The 20,420-nt window shown below is 74.1% G+C and carries 19 protein-coding genes; 2 read left to right on the top strand and 17 right to left on the bottom strand.

Annotation, left to right across the window (positions count from 1 at the left end):
• Positions 1 to 72: 72 nt before the first annotated feature.
• The 5 genes from ACFY0X_RS21635 to ACFY0X_RS21655 form a co-directional block, all read right to left on the bottom strand.
• Positions 73 to 1,071 carry a phosphotriesterase gene (locus tag ACFY0X_RS21635; RefSeq protein WP_387756780.1) on the bottom strand — a complete coding sequence of 333 codons (999 nt, stop codon included), beginning with the start codon at positions 1,069 to 1,071 and terminating at the stop codon, positions 73 to 75.
• On the bottom strand, positions 1,068 to 1,574 hold the full coding sequence (locus ACFY0X_RS21640) for a carboxymuconolactone decarboxylase family protein (protein WP_387756781.1): 507 nt from the start codon (positions 1,572 to 1,574) through the stop codon (positions 1,068 to 1,070). Before ACFY0X_RS21640 ends, ACFY0X_RS21635 begins: the two co-directional genes overlap by 4 nt.
• 17 nt (positions 1,575 to 1,591) lie before the next feature.
• On the bottom strand, positions 1,592 to 2,203 hold the full coding sequence (locus tag ACFY0X_RS21645; RefSeq protein ID WP_387756782.1) for a DUF4865 family protein: 612 nt from the start codon (positions 2,201 to 2,203) through the stop codon (positions 1,592 to 1,594).
• A gap of 145 nt (positions 2,204 to 2,348) precedes the next feature.
• Positions 2,349 to 2,915, bottom strand: coding sequence for a TetR/AcrR family transcriptional regulator (locus tag ACFY0X_RS21650; protein ID WP_387756783.1), 567 nt, complete (start codon positions 2,913 to 2,915; stop codon positions 2,349 to 2,351).
• Positions 2,916 to 3,253: 338 nt separating this feature from the next.
• Positions 3,254 to 4,273: an LLM class flavin-dependent oxidoreductase gene (locus ACFY0X_RS21655; RefSeq protein ID WP_387756784.1), complete on the bottom strand. Its 1,020-nt coding sequence runs from the start codon at positions 4,271 to 4,273 to the stop codon at positions 3,254 to 3,256.
• 416 nt (positions 4,274 to 4,689) lie between these two features.
• Between ACFY0X_RS21655 and ACFY0X_RS21660 the strand changes: the two genes are divergently transcribed.
• Positions 4,690 to 5,682, top strand: a complete 993-nt coding sequence (locus ACFY0X_RS21660) for an aldo/keto reductase (RefSeq protein ID WP_387756785.1) — start codon at positions 4,690 to 4,692, stop codon at positions 5,680 to 5,682.
• Positions 5,683 to 5,792: 110 nt separating this feature from the next.
• Here ACFY0X_RS21660 and ACFY0X_RS21665 read toward each other — a convergent pair whose 3' ends face one another.
• The 6 genes from ACFY0X_RS21665 to ACFY0X_RS21690 form a co-directional block, all read right to left on the bottom strand.
• The gene (locus ACFY0X_RS21665; protein WP_387756786.1) at positions 5,793 to 6,881 is read right to left on the bottom strand and encodes an LLM class flavin-dependent oxidoreductase; all 1,089 of its coding nucleotides are present in this window, start codon (positions 6,879 to 6,881) and stop codon (positions 5,793 to 5,795) included.
• 3 nt (positions 6,882 to 6,884) lie between these two features.
• Positions 6,885 to 7,790 carry an ABC transporter substrate-binding protein gene (locus tag ACFY0X_RS21670; RefSeq protein ID WP_387756787.1) on the bottom strand — a complete coding sequence of 302 codons (906 nt, stop codon included), beginning with the start codon at positions 7,788 to 7,790 and terminating at the stop codon, positions 6,885 to 6,887.
• Positions 7,791 to 7,936: 146 nt separating this feature from the next.
• Positions 7,937 to 8,692: an ABC transporter ATP-binding protein gene (locus ACFY0X_RS21675; RefSeq protein WP_387756788.1), complete on the bottom strand. Its 756-nt coding sequence runs from the start codon at positions 8,690 to 8,692 to the stop codon at positions 7,937 to 7,939.
• Positions 8,689 to 9,555, bottom strand: a complete 867-nt coding sequence (locus tag ACFY0X_RS21680; RefSeq protein WP_387756789.1) for an ABC transporter permease — start codon at positions 9,553 to 9,555, stop codon at positions 8,689 to 8,691. Before ACFY0X_RS21680 ends, ACFY0X_RS21675 begins: the two co-directional genes overlap by 4 nt.
• Complete coding sequence (locus tag ACFY0X_RS21685) at positions 9,552 to 10,580, bottom strand: ABC transporter substrate-binding protein (RefSeq protein WP_387756790.1); 1,029 nt, start codon at positions 10,578 to 10,580, stop codon at positions 9,552 to 9,554. The genes ACFY0X_RS21680 and ACFY0X_RS21685 overlap by 4 nt, the downstream gene beginning before the upstream one ends.
• Positions 10,581 to 10,673: 93 nt before the next feature.
• Positions 10,674 to 11,747, bottom strand: coding sequence for an ABC transporter substrate-binding protein (locus ACFY0X_RS21690; protein ID WP_387756791.1), 1,074 nt, complete (start codon positions 11,745 to 11,747; stop codon positions 10,674 to 10,676).
• Between the two features lie 456 nt (positions 11,748 to 12,203).
• On the opposite strand from ACFY0X_RS21690, the gene ACFY0X_RS21695 reads away from it, so the two are divergent.
• Entirely contained in the window at positions 12,204 to 12,989 is a 786-nt protein-coding gene (locus ACFY0X_RS21695) for an IclR family transcriptional regulator (RefSeq protein ID WP_387756792.1), read from the top strand.
• Between the two features lie 244 nt (positions 12,990 to 13,233).
• On the opposite strand, the gene ACFY0X_RS21700 is transcribed toward ACFY0X_RS21695, so the two are convergent.
• The 6 genes from ACFY0X_RS21700 to ACFY0X_RS21725 form a co-directional block, all read right to left on the bottom strand.
• Positions 13,234 to 13,914, bottom strand: coding sequence for a winged helix-turn-helix domain-containing protein (locus ACFY0X_RS21700; RefSeq protein WP_387756793.1), 681 nt, complete (start codon positions 13,912 to 13,914; stop codon positions 13,234 to 13,236).
• Between the two features lie 709 nt (positions 13,915 to 14,623).
• Positions 14,624 to 14,812, bottom strand: coding sequence for a hypothetical protein (locus tag ACFY0X_RS21705; protein ID WP_387756794.1), 189 nt, complete (start codon positions 14,810 to 14,812; stop codon positions 14,624 to 14,626).
• A 409-nt stretch (positions 14,813 to 15,221) separates the two neighbouring features.
• A complete protein-coding gene (locus ACFY0X_RS21710) occupies positions 15,222 to 15,773 on the bottom strand; it encodes an ATP/GTP-binding protein (RefSeq protein ID WP_387756828.1) in 552 nt (183 codons plus the stop codon).
• 103 nt (positions 15,774 to 15,876) lie between these two features.
• Positions 15,877 to 16,281 carry a DUF742 domain-containing protein gene (locus ACFY0X_RS21715; RefSeq protein ID WP_387756829.1) on the bottom strand — a complete coding sequence of 135 codons (405 nt, stop codon included), beginning with the start codon at positions 16,279 to 16,281 and terminating at the stop codon, positions 15,877 to 15,879.
• Between the two features lie 284 nt (positions 16,282 to 16,565).
• Positions 16,566 to 16,985, bottom strand: a complete 420-nt coding sequence (locus ACFY0X_RS21720) for a roadblock/LC7 domain-containing protein (RefSeq protein WP_387756795.1) — start codon at positions 16,983 to 16,985, stop codon at positions 16,566 to 16,568.
• A complete protein-coding gene (locus ACFY0X_RS21725; protein ID WP_387756796.1) occupies positions 16,982 to 20,008 on the bottom strand; it encodes a nitrate- and nitrite sensing domain-containing protein in 3,027 nt (1,008 codons plus the stop codon). Before ACFY0X_RS21725 ends, ACFY0X_RS21720 begins: the two co-directional genes overlap by 4 nt.
• Positions 20,009 to 20,420 lie beyond the last annotated feature (412 nt).

A 20,420-nucleotide genomic window follows, 5' to 3' on the forward strand; every position in this document is an offset into this window, starting at 1 on the left:
GGCTGGTTCCCGCACCCCGGGGATCGCCCACTCCCGGCTCCGCTGGTCCGGGGCCCGTTCGACGAGGGCGCACTACGGCACGCGCCAGTCGGCGGCGAAGGCGGCGGCCGGGTTGGTGATGAGGAGCAGCTCGGTCAGTTCGGGGCCGTAGCTGCGGGCCAGGCGCGGGGCGAGCTCGGTGAGCAGGCGGACCGGGCCGCCGGCCGCGCGGGCGGACCGGGTGGTGGTGTCGGCGCCGAGCAGCAGTCGGGAGGCATGACCCGCCTCGACCAGGTCGGCGATCACGTCGAAGGCCTGGTGGTCGGCGGGGTGGCCGGCCCGGGACGGGCTGTCCAGGGCGAGACGGACGCCTTCGGCGGCCAGGGCGCGGTGCATCCGGCGGTCGGGCAGCCGGGTGAGGTGGCCGAGGATGATCCGGTCGGGCCGGACGCCGTGCCGGTCGCACAGCTGGTGCAGCACCCAGTGCGGGGCGCCGTCGGCTTCGAGGTGGACGGCGATCGGGGAGTCCGTGGCGTGGTGGGCCTCGGCGGCCGCGGCCATCGTCCACCGGGTGTGCCGGCTGGCCGGCCCCGCGTCGTCCGCGACCTTGATCAGCCCGGCCCGGACGCCGTCGGGCGCGCCGGGCAGACCGGTGGTGAGTTCGGCGACGAAACGTTCCGCCAGGTCGGCGTACGTGCCCGGGCGCTCGGCCGACTCGACGCCGGGTCGGGGGGACTCGGGGAGCGCGGGGAGCGCGGCGGCCTCGGGGAGCGCGGGGAGCTCGGGGAAGAAGCCCGGAGGGTAGTGGACGGCCTGGTGCGCGCCGGTGGCGGCGACGATCTGGACGCCGGTCGCACGGGAGAGCGCGGCGAGGGAGTCCGCGCCCCGGCCCAGGCCGTGCGGGGTCCACTGGACGAAGGTGCGGCCACCGGCGGCGGCGTAGCCGCGCAGGACGGCCTCGGCGGCGGCCGGATCGTCCAGCTCCTGGCCGGGGAGCAGCGGGCTGCGGATGAAGAGGTGGTCGTGGGAGTCGGTGACGCCGAGGTCGGCGGGGTCCAGGTCGCCGAGAACGGTGCGGACGGTGCGGCTCATGCCTCGGTCTCCGGGGGCGTGCTCTCGGCGGTCCCAGCCGTTTCAGCGGTCCCGGCGGTCCCGGGGGTCTGAGCGGCGGTCCTGGCGGGGTCGCCCGTCTCGGCGAAGGCGGCGGTGGCGACGCGCAGGCCGGCCAGTGCCTTGGGGAGGCCGACGTACGGGGCGAGGTGGACGAGCACCTCGGTGATCTCCGCCTCCGTCAGGCCGATCCGCCAGCTGTACCGGACGTGGTCGGCGAGCTGCGGCTCGACGCCGCCGAGGGCGGTGAGGGCGGCCAGGTTGGCGATCTGACGGTCGCGCAGGGCGAGGCCCGGGCGCTGGTAGGTGCCGCCGAAGAGGCTGGTGACGATCCAGTCGGGGAAGCCGGGTGCGAGGGCGTCCAGGCCGCCGAGGGTGGCGGCGGCGCCCGGACCGGCGAGGTCGGCGAGCAGGGCGTGGCCGGCCGCGCGGTCGAGCGGGGCCCGGGTGAGACCGGTGTCGGCGGGAGCGGTCGCGGAGGACATCGGGGTGACGGGTCCTTTCACCAGTGGCGGCCGGCCGGCAGCCGGTCGAGTTCGGGGCGGGAGAGGTGCAGCACCTGGTACCGGACACCGGGCACATCTTCAGGGGCCGGGCCGTGCCAGAGGGCGAAGCGGAGCAGTTCCCAGCGGCTCAGGTCGACGGCCACCGCCGCGGTGTGCAGGTCCGGGTGCACGGGGAGGTCGGCGAGCGCCCGCTCGACGGCCTCGGCCGGGTCGGCGGCTTCCGGCAGCCGTACGGTCTCGCGGGTGGCGGTGGTCGGCGGCCCGACCTGGTCCCCTGCTCCGCCCGCTGCCGCCTGGGCCGCCGACGCACCGTGGGTCAGGCCCGCGCCGAGCCAGTGCCGGACGGCGGGGCGGCCGAAGTCGGCACTCAGGCCGCGGAAGCCCGCTCCCCAGAGGAAGCTGTTCATGCCCTCGGCGGTGCGCCAGAGGTAGAACGGCGCGTACTGGTTGACGGGCGAACCCTGGTGGCCGCGCTCGCGGACCAGATAGGCCTTGAGGCCGAGGCCCGGGTATGCGTCGAGCAGGTGGCCCTTGTCGGCGACGCGTCGGCGGATGATGCCCATGTCGTAGTCGGCGGGGAGGGTGATCTCGTACTGCATGGCGTGCACGGTGGGGCTCCTCGGGGTCGACTGGCTCTGCGGGCGGGCTCTGCGGGCGCTCTGCGGGTGCTCTGCGGGTGCCTCAGGTTCGGCGGGCTCTGCGGGAAGGCTCTGCGGGCGCCCTCGGGTCGGCGGCGCGGGTAAGGACGACTGGTCAGGCCGTGCGGTGTGCGGCGAGCAGGCCGAGGGCGCCGCGGACGGCCTGGTCGAAGGGCTCGGCGCTGCCGGCGGCGCGGGCCAGGACGTAGCCGCCCTGGACGACGGCGACCACGGCGGCGGCGGTGTCGGCCGGGTCGAGGCCGGGGGCGAACTCGCCGGCCGCCTGGCCTTCGGCGATCAGTCCGGCGATCCGGCCGCGCAACCAGTCGAAGGTCTCCTCGACGGGCGCGCGCAGCTGCGGGTCGGCCACCACGTCCGGGTCCTGGGCCATCCGGCCGATCCGGCAGCCGCGCAGGACGTCGCGGTCGCGGTGCAGGTAGCCGGCGATCCGGTCGTAGGCGGTGCCGGGGGCGGCGAGGTCGGCCTCGGCGACGCCCCGCATCTGGTCGGCACTGCGGCGCAGGGCGGCGGCCGCGAGATCGGGCTTGCCGGTGAAGTGGTGGTACATGCTGCCCTGGCCGACTCCGGAGTGCTGCTGGATGGCCTTGGGGCTGGTGCCGACGTAGCCGCGCTCCCAGAGGAGGGCCTGGGTGCTCTCGATGAGACGGTCCTGGGTGCTCATGCGGATCACTGTACATACCAGTAGGTACAGAATTCCAGTGCCGGACGTCGTCCGGGGAGTCGGAGGCCTCGGATCCCCCAGATCTCTCGGATCCCCCGGATCTCACGGAATCTCACGGATCTGCCGGACATGCCGGACCGCCTTCGCCGGGCGGAGACGGTCGAGGGCCGTGCGCCGCCCCCCGGCGGCCACGGCCCCTCGACCGTTCGTCATCCCCCGCCCCGCCGAACGGCATTCCGGCGCGGATGGTGGCGCGCGTCACGTCACCGACGGTGGTCGGCATCACGCCGCGTAGGGGTGCACGGCGCATTGCGCGGGCGGGCGGCCCGCCCGCGCGACTACGGCAGCGCGCGACGGACCTCCGGGACCACCTCGGTTGCGAACAGCTCCAGTTGTTCCCGCTGCGCCCCTTCGGTGAGCGCGTCCACCCCGATGCCGACCACCTCGTTGCCGAAGGCCTCGTGGTAGCGGTGGATCTTCTCGATCACCTGCTGGGGGCTGCCGACCAGCGCCGATCCGCGCTCCAGCGCGTCCTCCAGTGATGTGAACGGCGAGTTGTTGTGCCGGCCGGCGGCCGAGTCGAGCAGCGCGTTCCAGTACGGGCGGAAGCCCTCGACGGCGTCCTGTGAACGCCTGGCGACGTACAGCCCGCCGAAGCTCGCGCCCACCCGGGCCCGCGCCGGGTCGTGCCCGTAGTGCTCCCAGCGCTCGCGGTAGTGCTCCACCAGCGCCCGGTACTTCTCCAGCGGGTGGAAGGAGTTGGCGGAGAAGAGCGGGTCGCCGTGGCGGGCGGCGAGATCGGTGGACTGCCTGCTGGTCGCGCTGCCGTGCCACACCGGTATCGGGTCCTGGAACGGGCGCGGCCAGACGGTGGCGTCCTTCAGCGGCGGCCGGGTGGAGCCCTCCCAGGTCACCTTCTCCTCGCGCCAGAGCCGGCGCAGCAGGCCGTAGTTCTCCGCGAGCGCCTCCCACTGGCGCTCCTCGGGGAGGCCGAACAGCCCGAAGTGGCGCGGATCGTTGCCCTTGCCGACGATCAACTCGAGTCGGCCTCCCGAGAGTTGGTCGAGCATCGCGTAGTCCTCGGCGACCCGCACCGGGTCGAGGATGCTGAGCACGGTCACCGTGGTGAACAACCGGAGGGTGGAGGTACGGGCGGCGATGGCGCTGAGCAGCAGGGGCGGGGCCGGGGAGAGGAACGGCTCGCCGTGCCGCTCCCCTACGCCATAGCCGTCGTAGCCGAGTTGCTCGGCGAGGACCGCCTGGTCGATGACGTTGCGCAGCTTCCGCTGCGGGGTCCGCCGGACGCCGGTGACCGGGTCGGAGGCGTTGGCGACGAGGGACGAGACGGTGAACCGCACGGCGGTCTCCTTGGGCGCTCTGGTCGGGCTCGGGAGGGGCTCGGGACTCGCCTGGGACGGGAGCGGCGGAGTCCCAGGGCACGGTGAGCCGCGCGGAGCACGGGGCCGGCGCGAGGTCCGGTGCGTGCGCTCACACGGGCGGCACCGGCGGAACGGCTGACAGGGCGGGCGGCAGGGCGCCCGGGTGGGCGGGCCGCTCGGGCGGCGGCCCGTGCGGGCCGCGGGGCGCGGTGGTGTCAGCGGTCGGTGCTGCGGTGGCGGCGACAACAACAGCGGGCCGCGGCGGCGGTCACGGTCCGGACTGCCATCTCGCCTCCCCCTCGCCTCGCACACATACGATCCTCCGCGAGCATAGGCACCGGCCGGAAGTGGGGCAAGGGCTTGATCCGCCACGGCCGGCTGGCAAGATGTCCGCCATGAGCTACCTCGCCGCGGATGACCGCTATGACTCGATGACCTACCGGAAGGCCGGCCGCAGCGGCGTCCAGCTGCCCGCCGTCTCGCTCGGGCTCTGGCACAACTTCGGCGACGCCCAGCCACTGGAGGTGCAGCGGGCGGTGCTGCGCCGGGCCTTCGACCGGGGCGTCACCCACTTCGACCTGGCGAACAACTACGGCCCGCCGTACGGCAGCGCCGAGCGCAACTTCGGCTACCTGTTCGCCCAGGACTTCCGGCCGTACCGGGACGAGCTGTTCATCGCCAGCAAGGCCGGCTGGGACATGTGGCCCGGCCCGTACGGCAACGGCGGCAGCCGCAAGTACCTGCTGGCCAGCCTCGACCAGTCGTTGGACCGGATGGGGTTGGACTACGTCGACGTCTTCTACTCGCACCGGTACGACCCGGAGACCCCGATCGAGGAGACGATGGGGGCGCTGGACAGCGCGGTCCGCTCGGGCCGGGCACTGTACGCGGCGATCTCCAACTACCCGGCGGAGCAGCACCGGGAGGCGGTGGCGATCCTGCGCGAGCTGGGGACGCCGGTGCTGATGAACCAGTCGGCGTACTCGATCCTCAACCGGTACGTGGAGGACGGCGGCGTCCTGGACGCGGTGGGCGACACCCAGACCAGTCTGATCGCCTACTCGCCGCTGGCTCAGGGGCTGCTGACCGACCGCTACCTGTCCGGGGCGGTGCCGGCGGGCTCGCGGATGTCGGTCGGGAAGTTCCTCACCGAGGAGACGCTGACCGGCACGAAGCTGGAGCAGCTGCGGGCGCTGGCCGAGGTCGCCGAGGGGCGCGGGCAGACGCTGGCGCAGCTGGCGCTGTGCTGGGTACTGCGGGACCCGCGGGTGGTCTCGGTGATCATCGGCGCGAGCAGCGTGGCCCAGCTGGACCAGAACCTCGACGCGCTGGCGGGCGGGCCGCTGACGGCGGAGGAGCTGGCGGAGATCGACCGGCTGAGCCGCTGAGGGCCGGGTGGAGGCGGGCGGCGACAGCTGACAAGTGACGACCGACAGCTGACAGATTTCAGAATCTGTCAGCTGTCATCTGTTATCCGTCGTCTGTTCGTTGTCAGCCGTCAGTCCTCAGCCGCTGGCCGCTTGACGCCCAGGGCGGGCAGAACCGTTTCTGCAACCCGGTGCGCCTCTTCCAGCAGCGGGTTGCCCGAGAGGATGAAGGTGTCGACGCCCAGCGCCTCGAACTCCTGCAACCGCTCGATCACCTGGGCGGTCGAGCCGACCACGGCCGTGCCGGGGCCGGGGCGGAACAGGCTCATCCCCGGCCACAGGTTGGGGTAGGCCTCCAGCTCCCGGGCCCGGGCCGGCACCTTGCCGCCGTGCTGCCGGAACTGCCGCTGCCAGCCGACCCCGTCCTCCCCCTTCGCCCCGCCCAGCTGGCGCGCGTAGGTGGCCTCGCTGGTCACGTCCAGCAGCCGGTCGGCGGCCGCCCAGGCCTCGTCCTCGGTGTCGCGGACGATCAGGTGCAGCCGCAGTCCGATCCGCAGGGTCCGGCCGTGGGCGGCGGCACGCTCCCGGACCAGGTCCAGCTTCTCCTTGAGCAGGTGCGGCGGCTCGCCCCAGGTCAGGTACACGTCCACGTGCCGGGCCGCCATCTCGATGCCGGCGGCCGAACTGCCGCCGAACCAGAGCGGGATGCCGCCGGGCTGCACCGGGGCGAGTTCGCGCAGGCTCGCGCCCGCGTTCCTCAACTCGTAGAACTCGCCCTTGTGGTCGAAGACCTCACCCGCCGTGAGGCGCTTGACGATCGACCAGTACTCTCCGCTGAGCCGGTACCGGTCGTCGTGCTCGACGTCCAGGCCGTACTCGCGCAGCTGCGCGGTCGAGCCGTTCACCACGTTGAAGCGCAGCCGGCCGCCGTGCAGGTGGTCGAAACTCAGCGCCATCTTGGCCAGCAGCGTGGGCGAGACCAGCCCGGGGTGGACGGCCAGCAGCGGCTTGAAGGCCGGGGTGGTGGCCGCCGCGAGCGCGCTGCCGAGTGTCCAGACGTCGTACAGGTCGGTCGCGAGCAGGGCGCCGGTGTATCCCAACCGCTCACAGCTGCCCGCGAGTTGCTGGAGGTAGCGGAGGTCCACCGGGCGGCGCCCGGCCGGTTCCCAGGGGTAGTGGCCCTCGCGCGGGATGATGTACCAGAGGACTTCGGAGGCCACGAGTCAGACCGCCTTCGCGAGCGCGGCGGCCACCGGGGCCTCCAGTGCGGGCAGGTGGGCGTCGGCGACGGTCAGCGCCCGGTCGATGAAGCCCACCCCGTGGAAGATGTCCGCGGCCTCCTGCTGCTCGGCGACGAACCCGGCGGTGGCGGGCTCCAGTCGCCACGGCAGTGCGCCCAGCGCGGCCTGCCAGTCGGCGGCCGTGCCGCCCAGCTCCTCGGCGGCGATCGCGGCGGCCTCGGCCGGGTTGGCGGCCGCCCAGGCATCCGCCCGGCGCAGCGCGGTCGCGATCGCGGCGACCACCTCGGGGCGCCCGGTCGCGAAGTCGCGACGGGTGAAGAACACCGAGCGGTCGGTGATGACGTCACCGGTGCGGACCAGCTCGCGGAACTCCCCGGTGCGGCGGGCGGCGGCGAGTTCGGCGCCCTGGGCGATCCAGCCGGCGATCTCGCCGTCGCGCAGCCGCTGCGCCTGGTCCTCACCGGGCGCCGGGCGCGCGGGGGTGACGTCGCCGCCGTACGAGAGCCCCTGCGCGTCCAGGGCCTTGGCGAGCAGGTGGGTCTGCCAGGAGCCCACGGCGAGGACGACGGTGGAGCCCTTGAGGTCCGCGACCGTCCGCACCGGGCCCGAGTCCAGCACCAGCAGGGCGCCGTGGTCCGGGCGGGGTGCCGAGACCGCCGCGTACACCAGGTCGTGGCCGGCCGCCTGCGCGGTGATCGGCGGGGTGGAGCCGGTCCCGCCGAAGTCGATGACGCCCTCGGCGAGCAGCGTTCCGGTGCGGGTGCCGTCCGTGTAGTGGTGGAAGGCGCCGGTCTCGCCGAGCGGCGCCAGCTCCTCGTCCAGGTACGGGAGTCGGGCGAGGTAGTAGAGCGAGGGGTTGCTGGCGTGGACGCCGAGGGTCACGGTCATCTGGTCAACTCCGTTGGTGCTGGCTGGGTCTGTCGGACGTCGGGGGAAATCGGCAGGCGGTCGGGTGAGTTCACTGGTCCACGGGGTTCCGCGACCCCGGTGGTCGTCGCTGAATCTCTGCGGGCCTCAGTGGACCTCAGCGGACCTCAGTGCACGCCGAGGTCGGCGAGCAGCCGGCGCCGCAGATCGGCGAAGGCGGGATCGGCCGGGTCGCGCGGGTGCTGGACGGTGACGGTCTCGTCCCGGGCGAGCAGACCGTCGCGCAGTACCACGACCCGGTCGGCGAGCCGTACGGCCTCGTCCACATCATGGGTGACCAGCAGCACCGCCGGGCGGTGGCGGCGCACCAGGTCGCCGACGAGGTCCTGCATGCGCAGTCGGGTGAGCGCGTCCAGCGCGGCGAACGGTTCGTCGAGCAAAAGGAGTTGAGGCTCCCGGACGAGTGCCCTGGCGAGCGCGACGCGCTGCGCCTCACCGCCCGAGAGGGTGGCCGGCCAGGCCTCGGCGTGCCCCTCCAGGCCGACCTCGGCGAGGGCCTTCAGCCCGGTCTCCCGGGTCGCGGCGCCGCGCGGCAGGCCGACCGTGACGTTGGCCAGCACCCGCTTGGACGGCACCAGCCGGGGTTCCTGGAAGACCACGGTCCGGACCGGCGGGACCAGCACGGTGCCCTCGTCCGCCTGGTCGAGCGCCCCGAGGATGCGCAGCAGGGTGGTCTTGCCGGTACCGCTGGCCCCCAGCAGGGCGACGAACTCGCCGCGGGCGAGGGAGAGGTCGACCCCGTCGAGCACGGCGCGGGCGCCGAACACCCGTCGCAGGCCGCGCAGATGGACGGCCGGGGTCGCCCCCTCGGGCACCGAATGGAAGGAGGGGGCGGGGGCGGCGGCGGACGACTCGGCGGTCATCGGTCCGCTCCCTGGACGGCCTGGCGCCACGGCATCAGCACGCGTTCGAGGACTCGGACGATGCCGTCGGCGGCGAGGCCGAGCAGCCCGTAGATCAGGATGCAGACGGCGAGGACGTCGGTACGCGAGTAGTTCTGTGCCTGGGCCATCAAGTACCCGATCCCCTCCGTGGAGTTGATCTCCTCGGCGGCGATCAGGGCGATCACGCTGAGCGTCATCGACAGCCGCAGTCCGGACAGCAGCGAGGGCAACGCTCCGGGCAGCACGACGGTGCGCACGATCGCCCACCGGCCGAGGCCGAAGCTGCGCATCGCCTCGACCAGCTTGCGGTCGGTGCTGCGGACCCCGCCCGAGGCGGACACGTACATCGGGAAGCTGGTGGCGACCGCGATCAGCGCGACCTTCGCGGTCTCGGTGATGCCGAACCACACCATGAACAGCGGGACGAGGGCCAGGAACGGCACGGTGCGCAGGACCTGGATCGCGGAGTCGAGCAACTCCTCGCCGAGACGGGTGAATCCGGTGACCACGCCGAGCACCAGGCCGGTGGTCGCGCCGAAGAACAGGCCGAGTCCGGCGCGCGTGAGGGAGACGGACAGGGCGTCGGCCAGCTGGCCGTTGCCCCACAACTCCCCTACGGCCTGGGCGACCTGGGCGGGCGAGGCGAGCACGTCCTGGGTGAGCGCGCCGGTGGCGGAGGCGAGGGCCCAGCCGCCGAGCAGGGCGAGCGGTCCGACCGTGCGCAGGGTCACGGCGAGTGCGTGGTGGCGGGTCCGGTGCCGCCGGCTGCGCGGGGCGACCAGGCCGGCGTCCAGTGCCGCGCGGGTGTCGTCGGGTGTGAACTTGTCGGTCACGGTGGTCACTTGGCACCATCCGCGAGCTTGTTGACGTCGATCAGGTACGGCTTGACGTCGACCAACTGCTTGGTGACCTTCTGGTCGGCGAAGAACCGGGCGACCGTCCCGAAGCGGGCGATGTCGGCGTCGGAGATGGCGTCGGCCGGGGTGCCCTGCCTGCTGACGTTCATCGCGACGTCCTTCTCCGCAGGAGTGACGGCGGTCGGGCCGGCGTCGGTGAAGACGTTGAGGTAGGCCGCCGGGTCCGCCTTCTCCTTCGCGCCGTTCTCCCGCAGGTAGGCGTAGAAGGCCTTGACCACCTCGGGGTGCTTGTCGGCGAAGCCGTTGCGCACGGCCCAGACGGCGTAGTTGTCGGAGCCCACTTCCTGGCCGTTGACCAGGAAGTGCGCACCGGCGTTGGCGATGGCGGGCGTCGAGAAGGTGTTCCAGGTCGCCCAGGCGTCCACCTGACCGGAGTTGAAGACACCTGAGGTCTGGTCGGCGCGCAGGTAGACCCGCTCCACCCGGTCGGCCGGGACGCCGTTCTTCTCGAGCGCCTTGAGCAGCAGGTACTCGCTGGTGCCGCCCTGGGAGACGGCGACCTTCCGGCCGACCAGGTCCTGGACGGACTTGACGGCCGAGTCGTTCTTCACCAGGATCCCCTCGCCGACGCCGTCGGGCGCGGTCTGGGCGAACAGCTTGAAGCCGGGCTTCTGGGCGAGCGCGGCGACGGCCGAGGTGATCGAGCCCTGGGCGACGTCCAACTGGTCGGCGGAGAGGGCCTGGGCGGCGGGGGCGAAGGGGCCGGCACTGCCCGTCCAGGCGACCTTGGCGTGGACGGCGGCGAGGGCCCGGTCCAGCGAGCCGTCCTTCTTGCCACGGGCGAGGAAGCCGTTGTTGCCGGGGTCGGGCAGCCGGAGCACCACGTCGGCCCTGCCGCCGGCCCCGCCTCCGGCGGAGGCCTTGGCCCCGTCGGCGGACGAGCCGCAGGCGGCCAGGGCGGTGGAGGCGAGCAGCGCGGTGGCGGCGAAGGCGAGGCGGGGGGTCTTCAACGGGGGTCTCCAAGTGAGTGACAGATGACAGCCGACAACCGACGGCTGACGACTGACAGCTGACAACTTTCGAAATCTGTTAGTTGAACGCTGTTATCCGAAGTCTGTGATCTGAGCGCCCTCGGCACCCGCACCCGTACCGGCGCCCTCACGCGGACGCCGCACCCGCAGCAGCTCGCGGGCGGCGCGGAGCGGCTCCGGGTCGGCCCATGCCTGGACGTCCACCGGAGCGGCGAGGAAGCGGTGCTCCCTGAGGAATCGTTCCTGCAGCGCCAGCAGCTCCAGCCGCTCCGCCGACAGGTCCAGGTGCAGGGTGCGGTGGCTGCCCGGCGCGTAGGCCCCGGTAACGCCCTCGGCGCCGGCACCGGTCTCGGCCCGCAGGATCCGGACCACCTCCTCCGGACGCTCCGCCGCCCAGTCGGCGGCCTCCAGCAGCACCGCGAGGAAGCGGGCGACCAACCCGGGATGCTCGTCCAGCAGCCGCTGGTGGACGGTGATCGGCCGGGGCGTGCCGTTGTTGACCCGGGCCCGGCGGTCCGGCGCCGCGTCCAGTTCCACGGCCACCTCCGCACCGATCCGGCGGGCCGCCTCGACGGCGAGCGCCCCCTTCACGTACACCGCGTCCACCGTGCCGTCCCGCAGTGCGGCCAGCTCGGCGGACCACTGCCCGCCACCCGGGACGGCCGGGACGTCCACCAGCTCGGCGTCCGCCAGGGTGAGGCCCGCGAGCCCGAGGGCACCGCGCAGGCCGGCCAGCGCCATGGCCCGCCAGAAGTCGATGCCGATGTCATGATGTGGGAGCGCCAGTCGGAGCCCGCGCAGCTGCCCGGGCTCGGTGATGCCGGTGCCGGCCCGGACCAGCACCACCTGGCGCTCCTCGATCCAGGTGAGGCCGATCAGCCTGGTCGCCTCGCCGCGCGAACGCGCCCACAGCGCGGGGACGTTGCCGCCTTCCCGGAACAGGCCGGTCAGCGCGTGGGTGTAGTGGTGGTCGGCGGCCACCTCCGGCGGGGCGTCCTGCAGCGAGCGGACGGCGATGCCGTCGGCGGCGAACTCGCGGGCGAGCCACCCCCGGTCGGCGGCGATCCCGGTCGCGGTGGGCACCGGGCAGCGGGTGAACCAGAGGGTGTCGGGAAGCGGGGAGGCGTTCTGGGCACGGCTGGACAACGGAGTTGGTCCTCCACGGTGACTCCGACGGCGGCCGGAGGAGCTGGGAATCGAATGACCGCACGACGGGCCACGAGACGGTGTACGCAAGGGGGTTGGATGCCGCGATGCGCGACGGCGGGCGGCGCGGGAGACGCCGGTCGGCGACGGTCGGCGGCGACGGGTCGGTCAGCGACAACACGCACGGGAGGGGAGACACCGGTGGGACGTCACGGCGCTTCTCCTTCCGCGGAGTCGGGGCGGTCACCGGCCGGGCCGAGCGGCCGTCCGGTTGCGATGCGAGGAGCGTTCCACGGCGGACGAGCCGGAAGCAAGCCTTTGCCACATGGTGGGATCAGTTGTTCATCAACGCCATTCCATTGCAACGTCGTCGACACAATCCCGCAGCACTGGCTGCCCTACGCTGAGACCGCTCCGGCCGCCCGTCCGGAGCTCCGAACCGAAACGCGAGGTGCCATGGCCGAGGCCGCCACCGCCGTCCAGAGTCCGCCGGCCGGTGCGCAGGCCGTCCAGCGCGCGCTCGGAGTGCTGCACTGCTTCCATGACAACGGCCCCGACCTGAGCGCCTCCGACCTGGCTCGCCGGATGGGCCTGTCGGTCTCCACCGCACACCGGCTGGCCCGCACGCTGGTCAGCGCCGGATTCCTGGAGCAGGACGAGCAGACCGCCCGCTACCGACTCGGTCCGGCCGTCGCCGAACTCGGCCAGCTCACCTTCCACCAGCGCGGGTTGCACCTCGCCGGGCCCGAGCTGGACCTGCTGTCCCGGCGCACCAAGGCGACCGCCGACCTGGCGATCCGCAGCGGTGCGCACGCGGTGATCCTGGTCGGCGGCTCCGTCCGCCCGGACACCGGGCTGGGCCTGCGCCGCCCGCTGCACTCCACGGCGCTCGGCAAGGTCCTGCTCGCCTGGCCGCGGCCGGGCGAGATGACCGCGCCGTCGGCGCTCGGGCCGCTACCCTCCTTCACCGACCGTACGATCACCGAACCAGCCGTCCTGGAGGAGGAGTTGGAGAAGGTCAGGGCGGCCGGATACGCGCTCAACGACGGCGAGTCGGCCGCCGGGGTGCGGACGGTGGCCGTGCCCGTCCTCGACGGCGCCGGACAGGCCCGGTTCGCCCTGGCGGTCCGCTCGACGCCCGCGCACCTCACCGACGACCGGCTGGACTGGTTCCTCGGCCACGCGCGCGGCTGCGCCGACGCGCTCGCCGTCCTCCTGCTCCCCCCGGACCAGCGTCCCTGACGGCCCCCCGGAACACGGCGAAGCGGCGGACCGCCCGCCTGCTTCAGGACGGGCGGTCCGCCGCTTCGACCGGACGGGGCGGACCCATCGGCGACAGCCGGTCAGCGGTGTCCGACCGGGCGCCGGATCGGTGGCGCCCGGCCGGTGGCACCGAGTCGTCGGCGCCCGGCCGGTGGCGGTCGGGTCGTCGGTGCCGGGTCGATGGCGGCTACCGATACGGCGACCTACCGGCAGTGACCTGCCGTCAGGCCGTGGCCGGGGTGTACTTGTAGCCGACCCGACGGACCGTCACGATGGTGTCGCGGTAAGCCGCCCCGAGCTTGCGGCGCAGCCGGGCGACGTGCACGTCGACCGTCCGCCCGTCCCCGACGTGGCCGTAGCCCCAGACCGCGGAGACCAGGTGGTCCCGGGTGTGCACCCGCTGCGGGTGCTCGGTGAGGTGGGCCAGCAGCTCGAACTCCAGGTAGGTGAGGTCGAGCAGCCGCCCGTCGACGTAGGCGTTGCGCCGCTCGGTGTCGACGGCGATGCCACGCGCGGCCGGGCGGACCGGACGGACCCCCGCCACGGTCTGGGCGGCGTACCCGTCGACCACCGGCTGGACGCCGGGTGCCGCGTGCGCACTCGCGGCGCCGACGGGACCGGCACCCACCGGCACCACCGGCAGACCGGCGCTCGCCGCGGCCGGGTTCTCGGTCGGCACCAGCACCAGGTACCCGACCACCGGGCTGCCGTTCGCGCCGCCGAACTGGCTGCCGTACTGGGCGAGGAGCGCCTGCGGCAGCACGCCCTGCGGCAGGGTGGCGACGACGGCCGCCCCCTCCGGCAGCGCGGCGAGCAGCGCCTGGGGGACCTGCGGGGCGGCGGCGCCCGGCTGCACGACGGCGGGCGCGGGGACGGCAGCCGGACGAGCCGGACCGACGGGCACCGGCCCGACGTGACCCGAACCGGCATGGGGCGGACGGGTGGTCGCCCCGGGCCATCGGTCGGACACCGATGCCGGGGGGACGGTCGGTCCCGCGACCCCGGACGTGCCGGGACCGACCGGAACGGTGGCGGGGACGGAGGAGACCGGCGGGAGGGAGCGGACCGCGCGCAGGTGCGGGGTCACGGTGGGCGGGGTCAGGGTGGCCGTGGAGGAAGAAGACATGGTGTGCCGCTCATTTCGCGCGTGACGGACGGGGTGGAGTCGTCTGCGCGTCGACCGGGCGTACTGCCTGGGCTGGACCGGACCGAACCGGGTCAGCCGGCGGAGGGCCGGGACGCGCTGGGCGAGCCGGGACACGTCTGATCGAACAGGTGCGGCTGCCGGGACGGCCAGAACGGCTCGAGGTCGGGGCGACCCCGCCGGCTGTCCACGGCGCGGCTCGCGCACCGGTTCCACCGTCCGGTCCGTCCGCCCGCGCGCATCGCGGGGGCCAACCCGGTCGTTCGGGTACGGCCGACGACGTCGGGGGTGGTGGTGGGGCAGACGATGTTCACTGGTGGTCTCTCCGCTGGGCGGGTCCGGTTGGTCGGCCGCGGGCACGCCGGACGGGCGGTCCGCTACGGCCTGGTCGACGGGTTTCGGCGGTGCGTCGGGCGGCGGGCCGGGTGGGCCGCGAGCGCCGGGGGACGTACCGGGAAGGTCAGGCCGGTCAGCGACAACACGCGCTGCAGATCAGCGCGTGGTCGATGTAGCGGCGGACGGTGAGCGCCGGATCGGCGAGGCCGCACACGGCGGCGCCGGGCAGCAGGGCACCGAACATCGAGGCACCGGCCACCGGGGCGACAGGCATCAGGGGGCCGGGAACCGCGGTGGTGATGCGTCGTCGGTCGACGGTCATGCTGCTGCCCTCCCCCTTGTTCGCCACCCGGCGGCGCACCGCTTCCGGTGCCCGCCGGCGATGCCTCGCCGGTACTCCGAAGGCCGTTCACCGGTCGCAACACCCGTGTGAACGGCGCGTTTCCGGCGCTCCCGACGGCATGGCCGGGCGGCCTTCGTCCACAGAGCCTTCCACGCCCGGGCCTGTCTAGGCAACCTTCGGCGCAGTGATCGTCCGGGATGCGGACAGCCGAATGAGACGTCGGGCGAAACGGGCAGGTCGGCGCGCCCACCTGCCGAGTCGTCGCACGGCCGTCGCGCAGCGGTCGCACGGCCTCCTCCGTCGAACCGCGGCCAGAGCCGAAGCCGAATCGGAGCCGAACCGGAGGCACCCGCAGCCGGCCCGGAACCGACCCGGAGCCCATCGCCCCTCAGGCGCCGACCGGAGCGCGGCGGTGCCGGAGGGCGGCGGCGTGCTCGACCAGTGCGATGAGCAGGTCCTTGCCGTCCTGCCGCAGCCGAGCGTCGCAGAGCAGCACCGGGATGTCCTGATCGAGGTCGAGCGCCTCACGGACCTCGTCCGGCGCGAACCGCTCGGTGCCCTCGAAGCAGTTCACCGCGACCAGGAACGGGATGCCGCGCTGCTCGAAGAAGTCGACCGACGGGAAGCAGTCGGCCAGTCGCCGGGTGTCGGCGAGCACCAGGGCGCCGAGCGCGCCGCGGGCCAACTCGTCCCAGACGAACCAGAACCGGTCCTGCCCGGGTGTGCCGAACAGGTAGAGCGCGAGGCCCGGCCGCAGGTCGATCCGGCCGAAGTCCATCGCGACGGTGGTGGTGCGCTTCGCCTCCACGCCCGAGGTGTCGTCCAGCGGTCGGCCCAGCTCGCTGAGCTCCTCCTCGGTGCGCAGCGGCCGGATCTCGCTGACCGAGCCGACCAGGGTGGTCTTGCCCGCGCCGAAGCCGCCCGCGACCAGGATCTTCACCGCGACGGCCGGACCGCCGCGCCAGCGCGGGTCGTTGGCGTTCGCCGGGTGGGCCGCGGTGCCGTCCCGGTGCGGCCGGGTGCCGTCCGGGCGGGCGTGGGGATCAGAGCGCACGGAGTCCATTGATCACGTCTCGCAGCAGGCGCTCGTCCGGCAGCTCGGCGAGCGGAACGGGTCGGGTGACGCTGATCAGCTCGGCGTCGTAGAGGTCGCCGAGCAGCACCCGCACCACGCTGACCGGCAGGTCGGTGTAGGAACCGAGCTCGGCGACGGAGAGCGGCTCGCGGCGGCACAGGGTGAGCAGCGTCTGGTGCTCCGGGTCGAGGACGTGCGCGGGCACGGCCCCCGCGACCTGCCCTGGATCGACGGCGGTGACCAGCGAGATCAGGTCGAACAGCCCTTCCTCGACCGGTCGGGTGCGGCCGCGGGTCATCGAGTAGAGCCGCACCACCGGGCCGGCCTCGTCGTCGAACCAGCGGTCGTCGACCGGGGTGCGCGGCTGGAACAGGTCGACGTCGGCCCCGTCCGGGTCCGGCTGCCCGTCCTCCGCCGGCGCCCCCGGGCCGGGCCGCTCGGCCGAGCTCTTGGAGCCGACCGAGCCGACCGAGCTGTCCGGGCTGTCCGAGCCGACCAAACCCTCCGAACCGGCCGAACCGCCGACTGGACCGCCGACCTGACCGCCGGTCCGACCGACGACGCCGGACGGCCCGGTCGTGCCCACCGGCACCTGGGGGCCGTCCGGCGTCTCCGGGCCGTCCGGCACATCCGCCCTCGGATCCGCCATCGGACCGCTCATCTCACCGGCGGGGCGGTTTCGGTGCGCGGCTCGGCCGCCATGTGCTCGCCGACCCGCTTGACCAGCAGCGCCATCTCGTACGCGATCTGGCCGATGTCCGCCTCGGCCTCGCTCAGCACGGCCAGACAACTTCCGTCGCCGGCGGCCGTGATGAACAGGAAGGCCTCGTCCAGCTCGACCATGGTCTGCCGGACGCCGCCGACCTTGAAGTGCCCGCCGGCGCCCTTCGCCAGGCTGTGGAACCCGGCGGCGACGGCGGCCAGGTGCTCGGCGTCCTCGCGGTCCAGGTCGCGGGAGGCACCGGTGGCCAGGCCGTCGTTGGAGAGGATCACCGCGTGCCGCAGGGCAGCGACGCGCCCCACCAGGTCGTCCAGGAGCCAGTTGAGGTCCCCGGCCGACTGCATCGACGTGGTCATGAATCAGTTCCTTCCGCTGGAGCGGGTGGTGCGGGTGGTGCGGGTACGGCAGGTGGTGAGGGTGGACCGGGTGGTGGCGCGCTCGCGCCGGTGTCCGGGCTCCGGCGGACCGGCTGCCCGGGCGGCACCCGACGGGCGAGCGGCGCCCGACCGGTGTCCTGCGGCGCGGGCAGCGCCGCCGGGGCGGGAGCCGGGCCGATCGCCCGCCGGGACCGGTCCGGCGACTGCCGGGCCGGTGCGGCGGTGGGCCGCCCGTTCCCGCGCACGGCACGATCGTCGGGCGTGCCGGGACGATCCGTCAACGGAGCACCGGGGCGGTTCGCCGGCGCACCGGGGCGGTCCGGGGACGCGCCCGTACGGTCCGCCGGAGCCGTGGCACCCCGTCCCCGGGTGAAGCCGCGTTGGAACGAGGCGAAGGTGGCCCGGGCCTCCTCGGGCGAGCGTTCCCGGGCCTCCCGGGACTCCCCGCCCTCCCGGGAGCCCCGGCCGCCCTGGGCGTCGCCGTTCGGCGCTGCCCCGGGGCCGTCGGCTCCGGTCCCGTTGCGGAACCGTTCCTTCAGCTGTTCCGTGAGCTGTTCCCTGAGCTGCGGCGCCAGGTTCGCCTGCCGGACCCGCCGGGGCAGACCGCCCGGCGTCCGGGGCGCGGCGTCCACGGACGGGGCCACAGTCGGGTCGGCCGGCCCGGCGGCCGCGACGGCCGCCTCGGCCGCGGCCACCAGGGTGTCCTCCCGCCGATGCCGCCCCGTCCCCGGGGCGTCCTCGGTGTCCGCCGCGGGCGCGGGGACCAGCACCGGCCCGCTCTTGACCCGCGAGGCCCGGCGCGGCAGCCCGCCCGCCGTACGGCCGGCCTCCGGCACGGAGGGCCGCGGCCCACCCGTCGTCCCACGGCGCCCGTCTGCCGCCCCGTCCTCGACACCCGCGCCCGTACGACCTCCGGCCCCCGCCGCGACGGCGACACCCGTACCCGCACCAGGACCCGAGCCGGCACCGGAGCCCGCGCCAGGACCGGACCCGGCCCCCGGCCGGGAGGCACCTCCCGACCCGGGCACCGCGACCAGGTCCCGCTGCCCGCGCCGGCCGGCCGCCGCGGACCGCTGCCCGGCCGTGCCCGGCTCCGGCTTCCCGTCGGGCGCCTCCGCGAGCAGCTCGCGCGGGATCAGCACCACCGCCGTCGTCCCGCCGTACGGGGACGGCCGCAGGTGCACCCGGATACCGTGCCGCCGGGCCAGCCGGCTGACCACGAACAGGCCCAGCCGGTCGGTGTCGGCGAGGTCGAACTCCTGCTCCACGGCGAGGCGTTCGTTGATCTCGGCGAGCAACTGCTCGCTCAGCCCGAGCCCGCGGTCGTCGATCTCCAGCGCGAAGCCGTGCGCCACCACCTCGCCCTGGACGGTGACCTGGGTGCTCGGCGGGGAGAACACCGCGGCGTTCTCCACCAGTTCGGCGACCAGGTGGGTGACGTCCGCGACGGCGCTGCCGAGCAGGCCGGTGCCGGGGAACGGCCGGACGATCACCCGGGCGTAGTCCTCGACCTCACCGACCGCCGCCCGGACCACGTCCACCATCCGGACCGGCTTGCGCCAGGCGCGACCGGGCGAGCCGCCGGCCAGGATGATCAGGCCCTCGGCGTGCCGGCGCATGCGGGTCGTGAGGTGGTCGACCTTGAAGAGGTCCTCCAGCTCCGCCGGGTCCTCGGTGCGGCGCTCCATGGTGTCGAGCAGGGTGAGCTGGCGGTGCAGCAGCACCTGACTGCGCCGGGCCAGGTTGACGAAGACCGCCGAGACCCCGCGCCGCAGTTCGGCCTGTTCGACGGCGGCCTCGACGGCGGCCCGCTGCACCGCGTTGAAGGCCTGGCCGACCTGGCCGATCTCGGCGTTCCCGAAGTGCAGCTCGGGGGCTTCGGCGGCCACGTCCACCGGCTCGCCCCGGCGCAGCCGCAGCATGACGGACGGCAGCCGGGTGCCGGCCAGCTCGTGGGCCGCGTTGCGCAGGCCGATCAGCTCGCGGGCCAGGCCCCGGCCGATCCGAAACGAGATCATGATCGACAGCACCACGGCGACCAGGCCGACGGCACCGGCGATGCCGCCGCGCCAGAGCATCCCGATCGCCGTGGACCGCGCACGGTCGTCCAGCCCGACCGAGATCCGGCTGTTGATCGAGGCGAGGTCGCCGAGCGCCCGGTCGGCGGTCTCCCGCCAGCCGTCGCTGTTGAGCGCCTGGACCACCCGGTCCGGGCCGCCGGCGCCGACGAAGTCCGCCTCGGCGCGGGCCAGCGCGCCCCAGGCCTCGCCGCCGCGCAGCGCGGCGTAGTCGGACTGGTCGGCGGGTTCCAGCTCGGCGATGTAGACGGTGAACAGCGCCTGCTGGTTGTGCAGGGCGTCCAGCGCGACCTGGTACTGCTCGGCGGTGGGCCTGGTGGCGCCGGTGCGCAGGCCCTCCATCGCGGCGTCCTCCTGCGACAGGTACTCGCGGGCGCGCACCAGCTCGATCAGGATGGTGCCCTGGCGGGGGAGTTGGCCGCTCTGCCGGGCGACGTAGGCGGACCGGAAGCCGAACACCGGCTTGACCAGGTCGCTGTACTGATCCAGCGCGAACTCCCAGTTCAGCGCGGAGCGGCCGACCTGGGCGCGCAGCGGCCCGATCTGGTCGGCGGCGGCGATGATCTGCACGAAGCGGCCGCGCTGGGGGGCGGAGAGCTTGCTGCCGGAGCTGTCCTTCTTCTGCCGCAGCACGTCCAGGCTGCGGTCGGTGGCGGCCTTGGCCCGCTCGTAGGCCTCCCGGGCGGCGGGTGAGCGCGGGTCGGCCAGGCGCTGGACGGCGGCGCGGCGCTCGTTCTGCAGGTCGCCGGTGTACTGGTCGACCGGGCCCGCGAACTCCTTGTACGTACGGCTGATCCCGAGCTGGTTCCAGACGTCCCCGGTGGTGGCGATCGTGGCGTACGCCCACAGGGCGATGAGCGCGACGATGGGCACCAGGAGCAGCGCGATGATCTTCGCGCGGATCGAGCTGCTGCGCAGACGCATGGAGTCCTCGGTCGGGAAGTGCCAGGCGCGGACGGGGAGCGGTGGGGTCGTGGGAACTGTGAGGGTCGTGGGAGTCGCGGAGTCGTGGGAGCGGCGGAGGAGCGGGGTCGGGGGCCGGGCGGGGCCGGGCCGGTCAGGGGCGGTCCGAGTGGTGCGGGGGCGGCGGTGGAGGGTGCTGGGGGAAAGGTCGGAGGAGGGGTTCCCGGCCACAGGTCTGCGAGACTCTACTACGCCCTCACCACTCGTTCGAGGGGCGAACCGGTCCACCGACCGGTCTCGTCCCGCACACGTCAGAAACCGGTCGTCGCCGCCTCCGCTTCTCGTCCGGGCCGTCCGCAGATGCCCGGAATGCCGCGTTGATCCGGTCCCTCCACGCCCTCCGTGCTTCCTCCCCTGCGCCTCCCCGGGCGCG

This window comes from Kitasatospora sp. NPDC001547, assembly GCF_042894165.1.
Taxonomy (GTDB): Bacteria; Actinomycetota; Actinomycetes; order Streptomycetales; family Streptomycetaceae; genus Kitasatospora.

Bases quoted from the DNA above. Each gene is read 5' to 3' on its own strand.
- ACFY0X_RS21720 (WP_387756795.1), bottom strand. From the start codon at position 16,985: ATGACCACGTCGATGCAGTCGGCCGGGGACCTCAACTGGCTCCTGGAC.
- ACFY0X_RS21695 (WP_387756792.1), top strand. From the start codon at position 12,204: ATGGCCGAGGCCGCCACCGCCGTCCAGAGTCCGCCGGCCGGTGCGCAG.
- ACFY0X_RS21660 (WP_387756785.1), top strand. From the start codon at position 4,690: ATGAGCTACCTCGCCGCGGATGACCGCTATGACTCGATGACCTACCGG.
- ACFY0X_RS21640 (WP_387756781.1), bottom strand. From the start codon at position 1,574: ATGTCCTCCGCGACCGCTCCCGCCGACACCGGTCTCACCCGGGCCCCG.
- ACFY0X_RS21670 (WP_387756787.1), bottom strand. From the start codon at position 7,790: ATGACCGTGACCCTCGGCGTCCACGCCAGCAACCCCTCGCTCTACTAC.
- ACFY0X_RS21675 (WP_387756788.1), bottom strand. From the start codon at position 8,692: ATGACCGCCGAGTCGTCCGCCGCCGCCCCCGCCCCCTCCTTCCATTCG.
- ACFY0X_RS21650 (WP_387756783.1), bottom strand. From the start codon at position 2,915: ATGAGCACCCAGGACCGTCTCATCGAGAGCACCCAGGCCCTCCTCTGG.
- ACFY0X_RS21635 (WP_387756780.1), bottom strand. From the start codon at position 1,071: ATGAGCCGCACCGTCCGCACCGTTCTCGGCGACCTGGACCCCGCCGAC.
- ACFY0X_RS21705 (WP_387756794.1), bottom strand. From the start codon at position 14,812: ATGACCGTCGACCGACGACGCATCACCACCGCGGTTCCCGGCCCCCTG.
- ACFY0X_RS21725 (WP_387756796.1), bottom strand. From the start codon at position 20,008: ATGCGTCTGCGCAGCAGCTCGATCCGCGCGAAGATCATCGCGCTGCTC.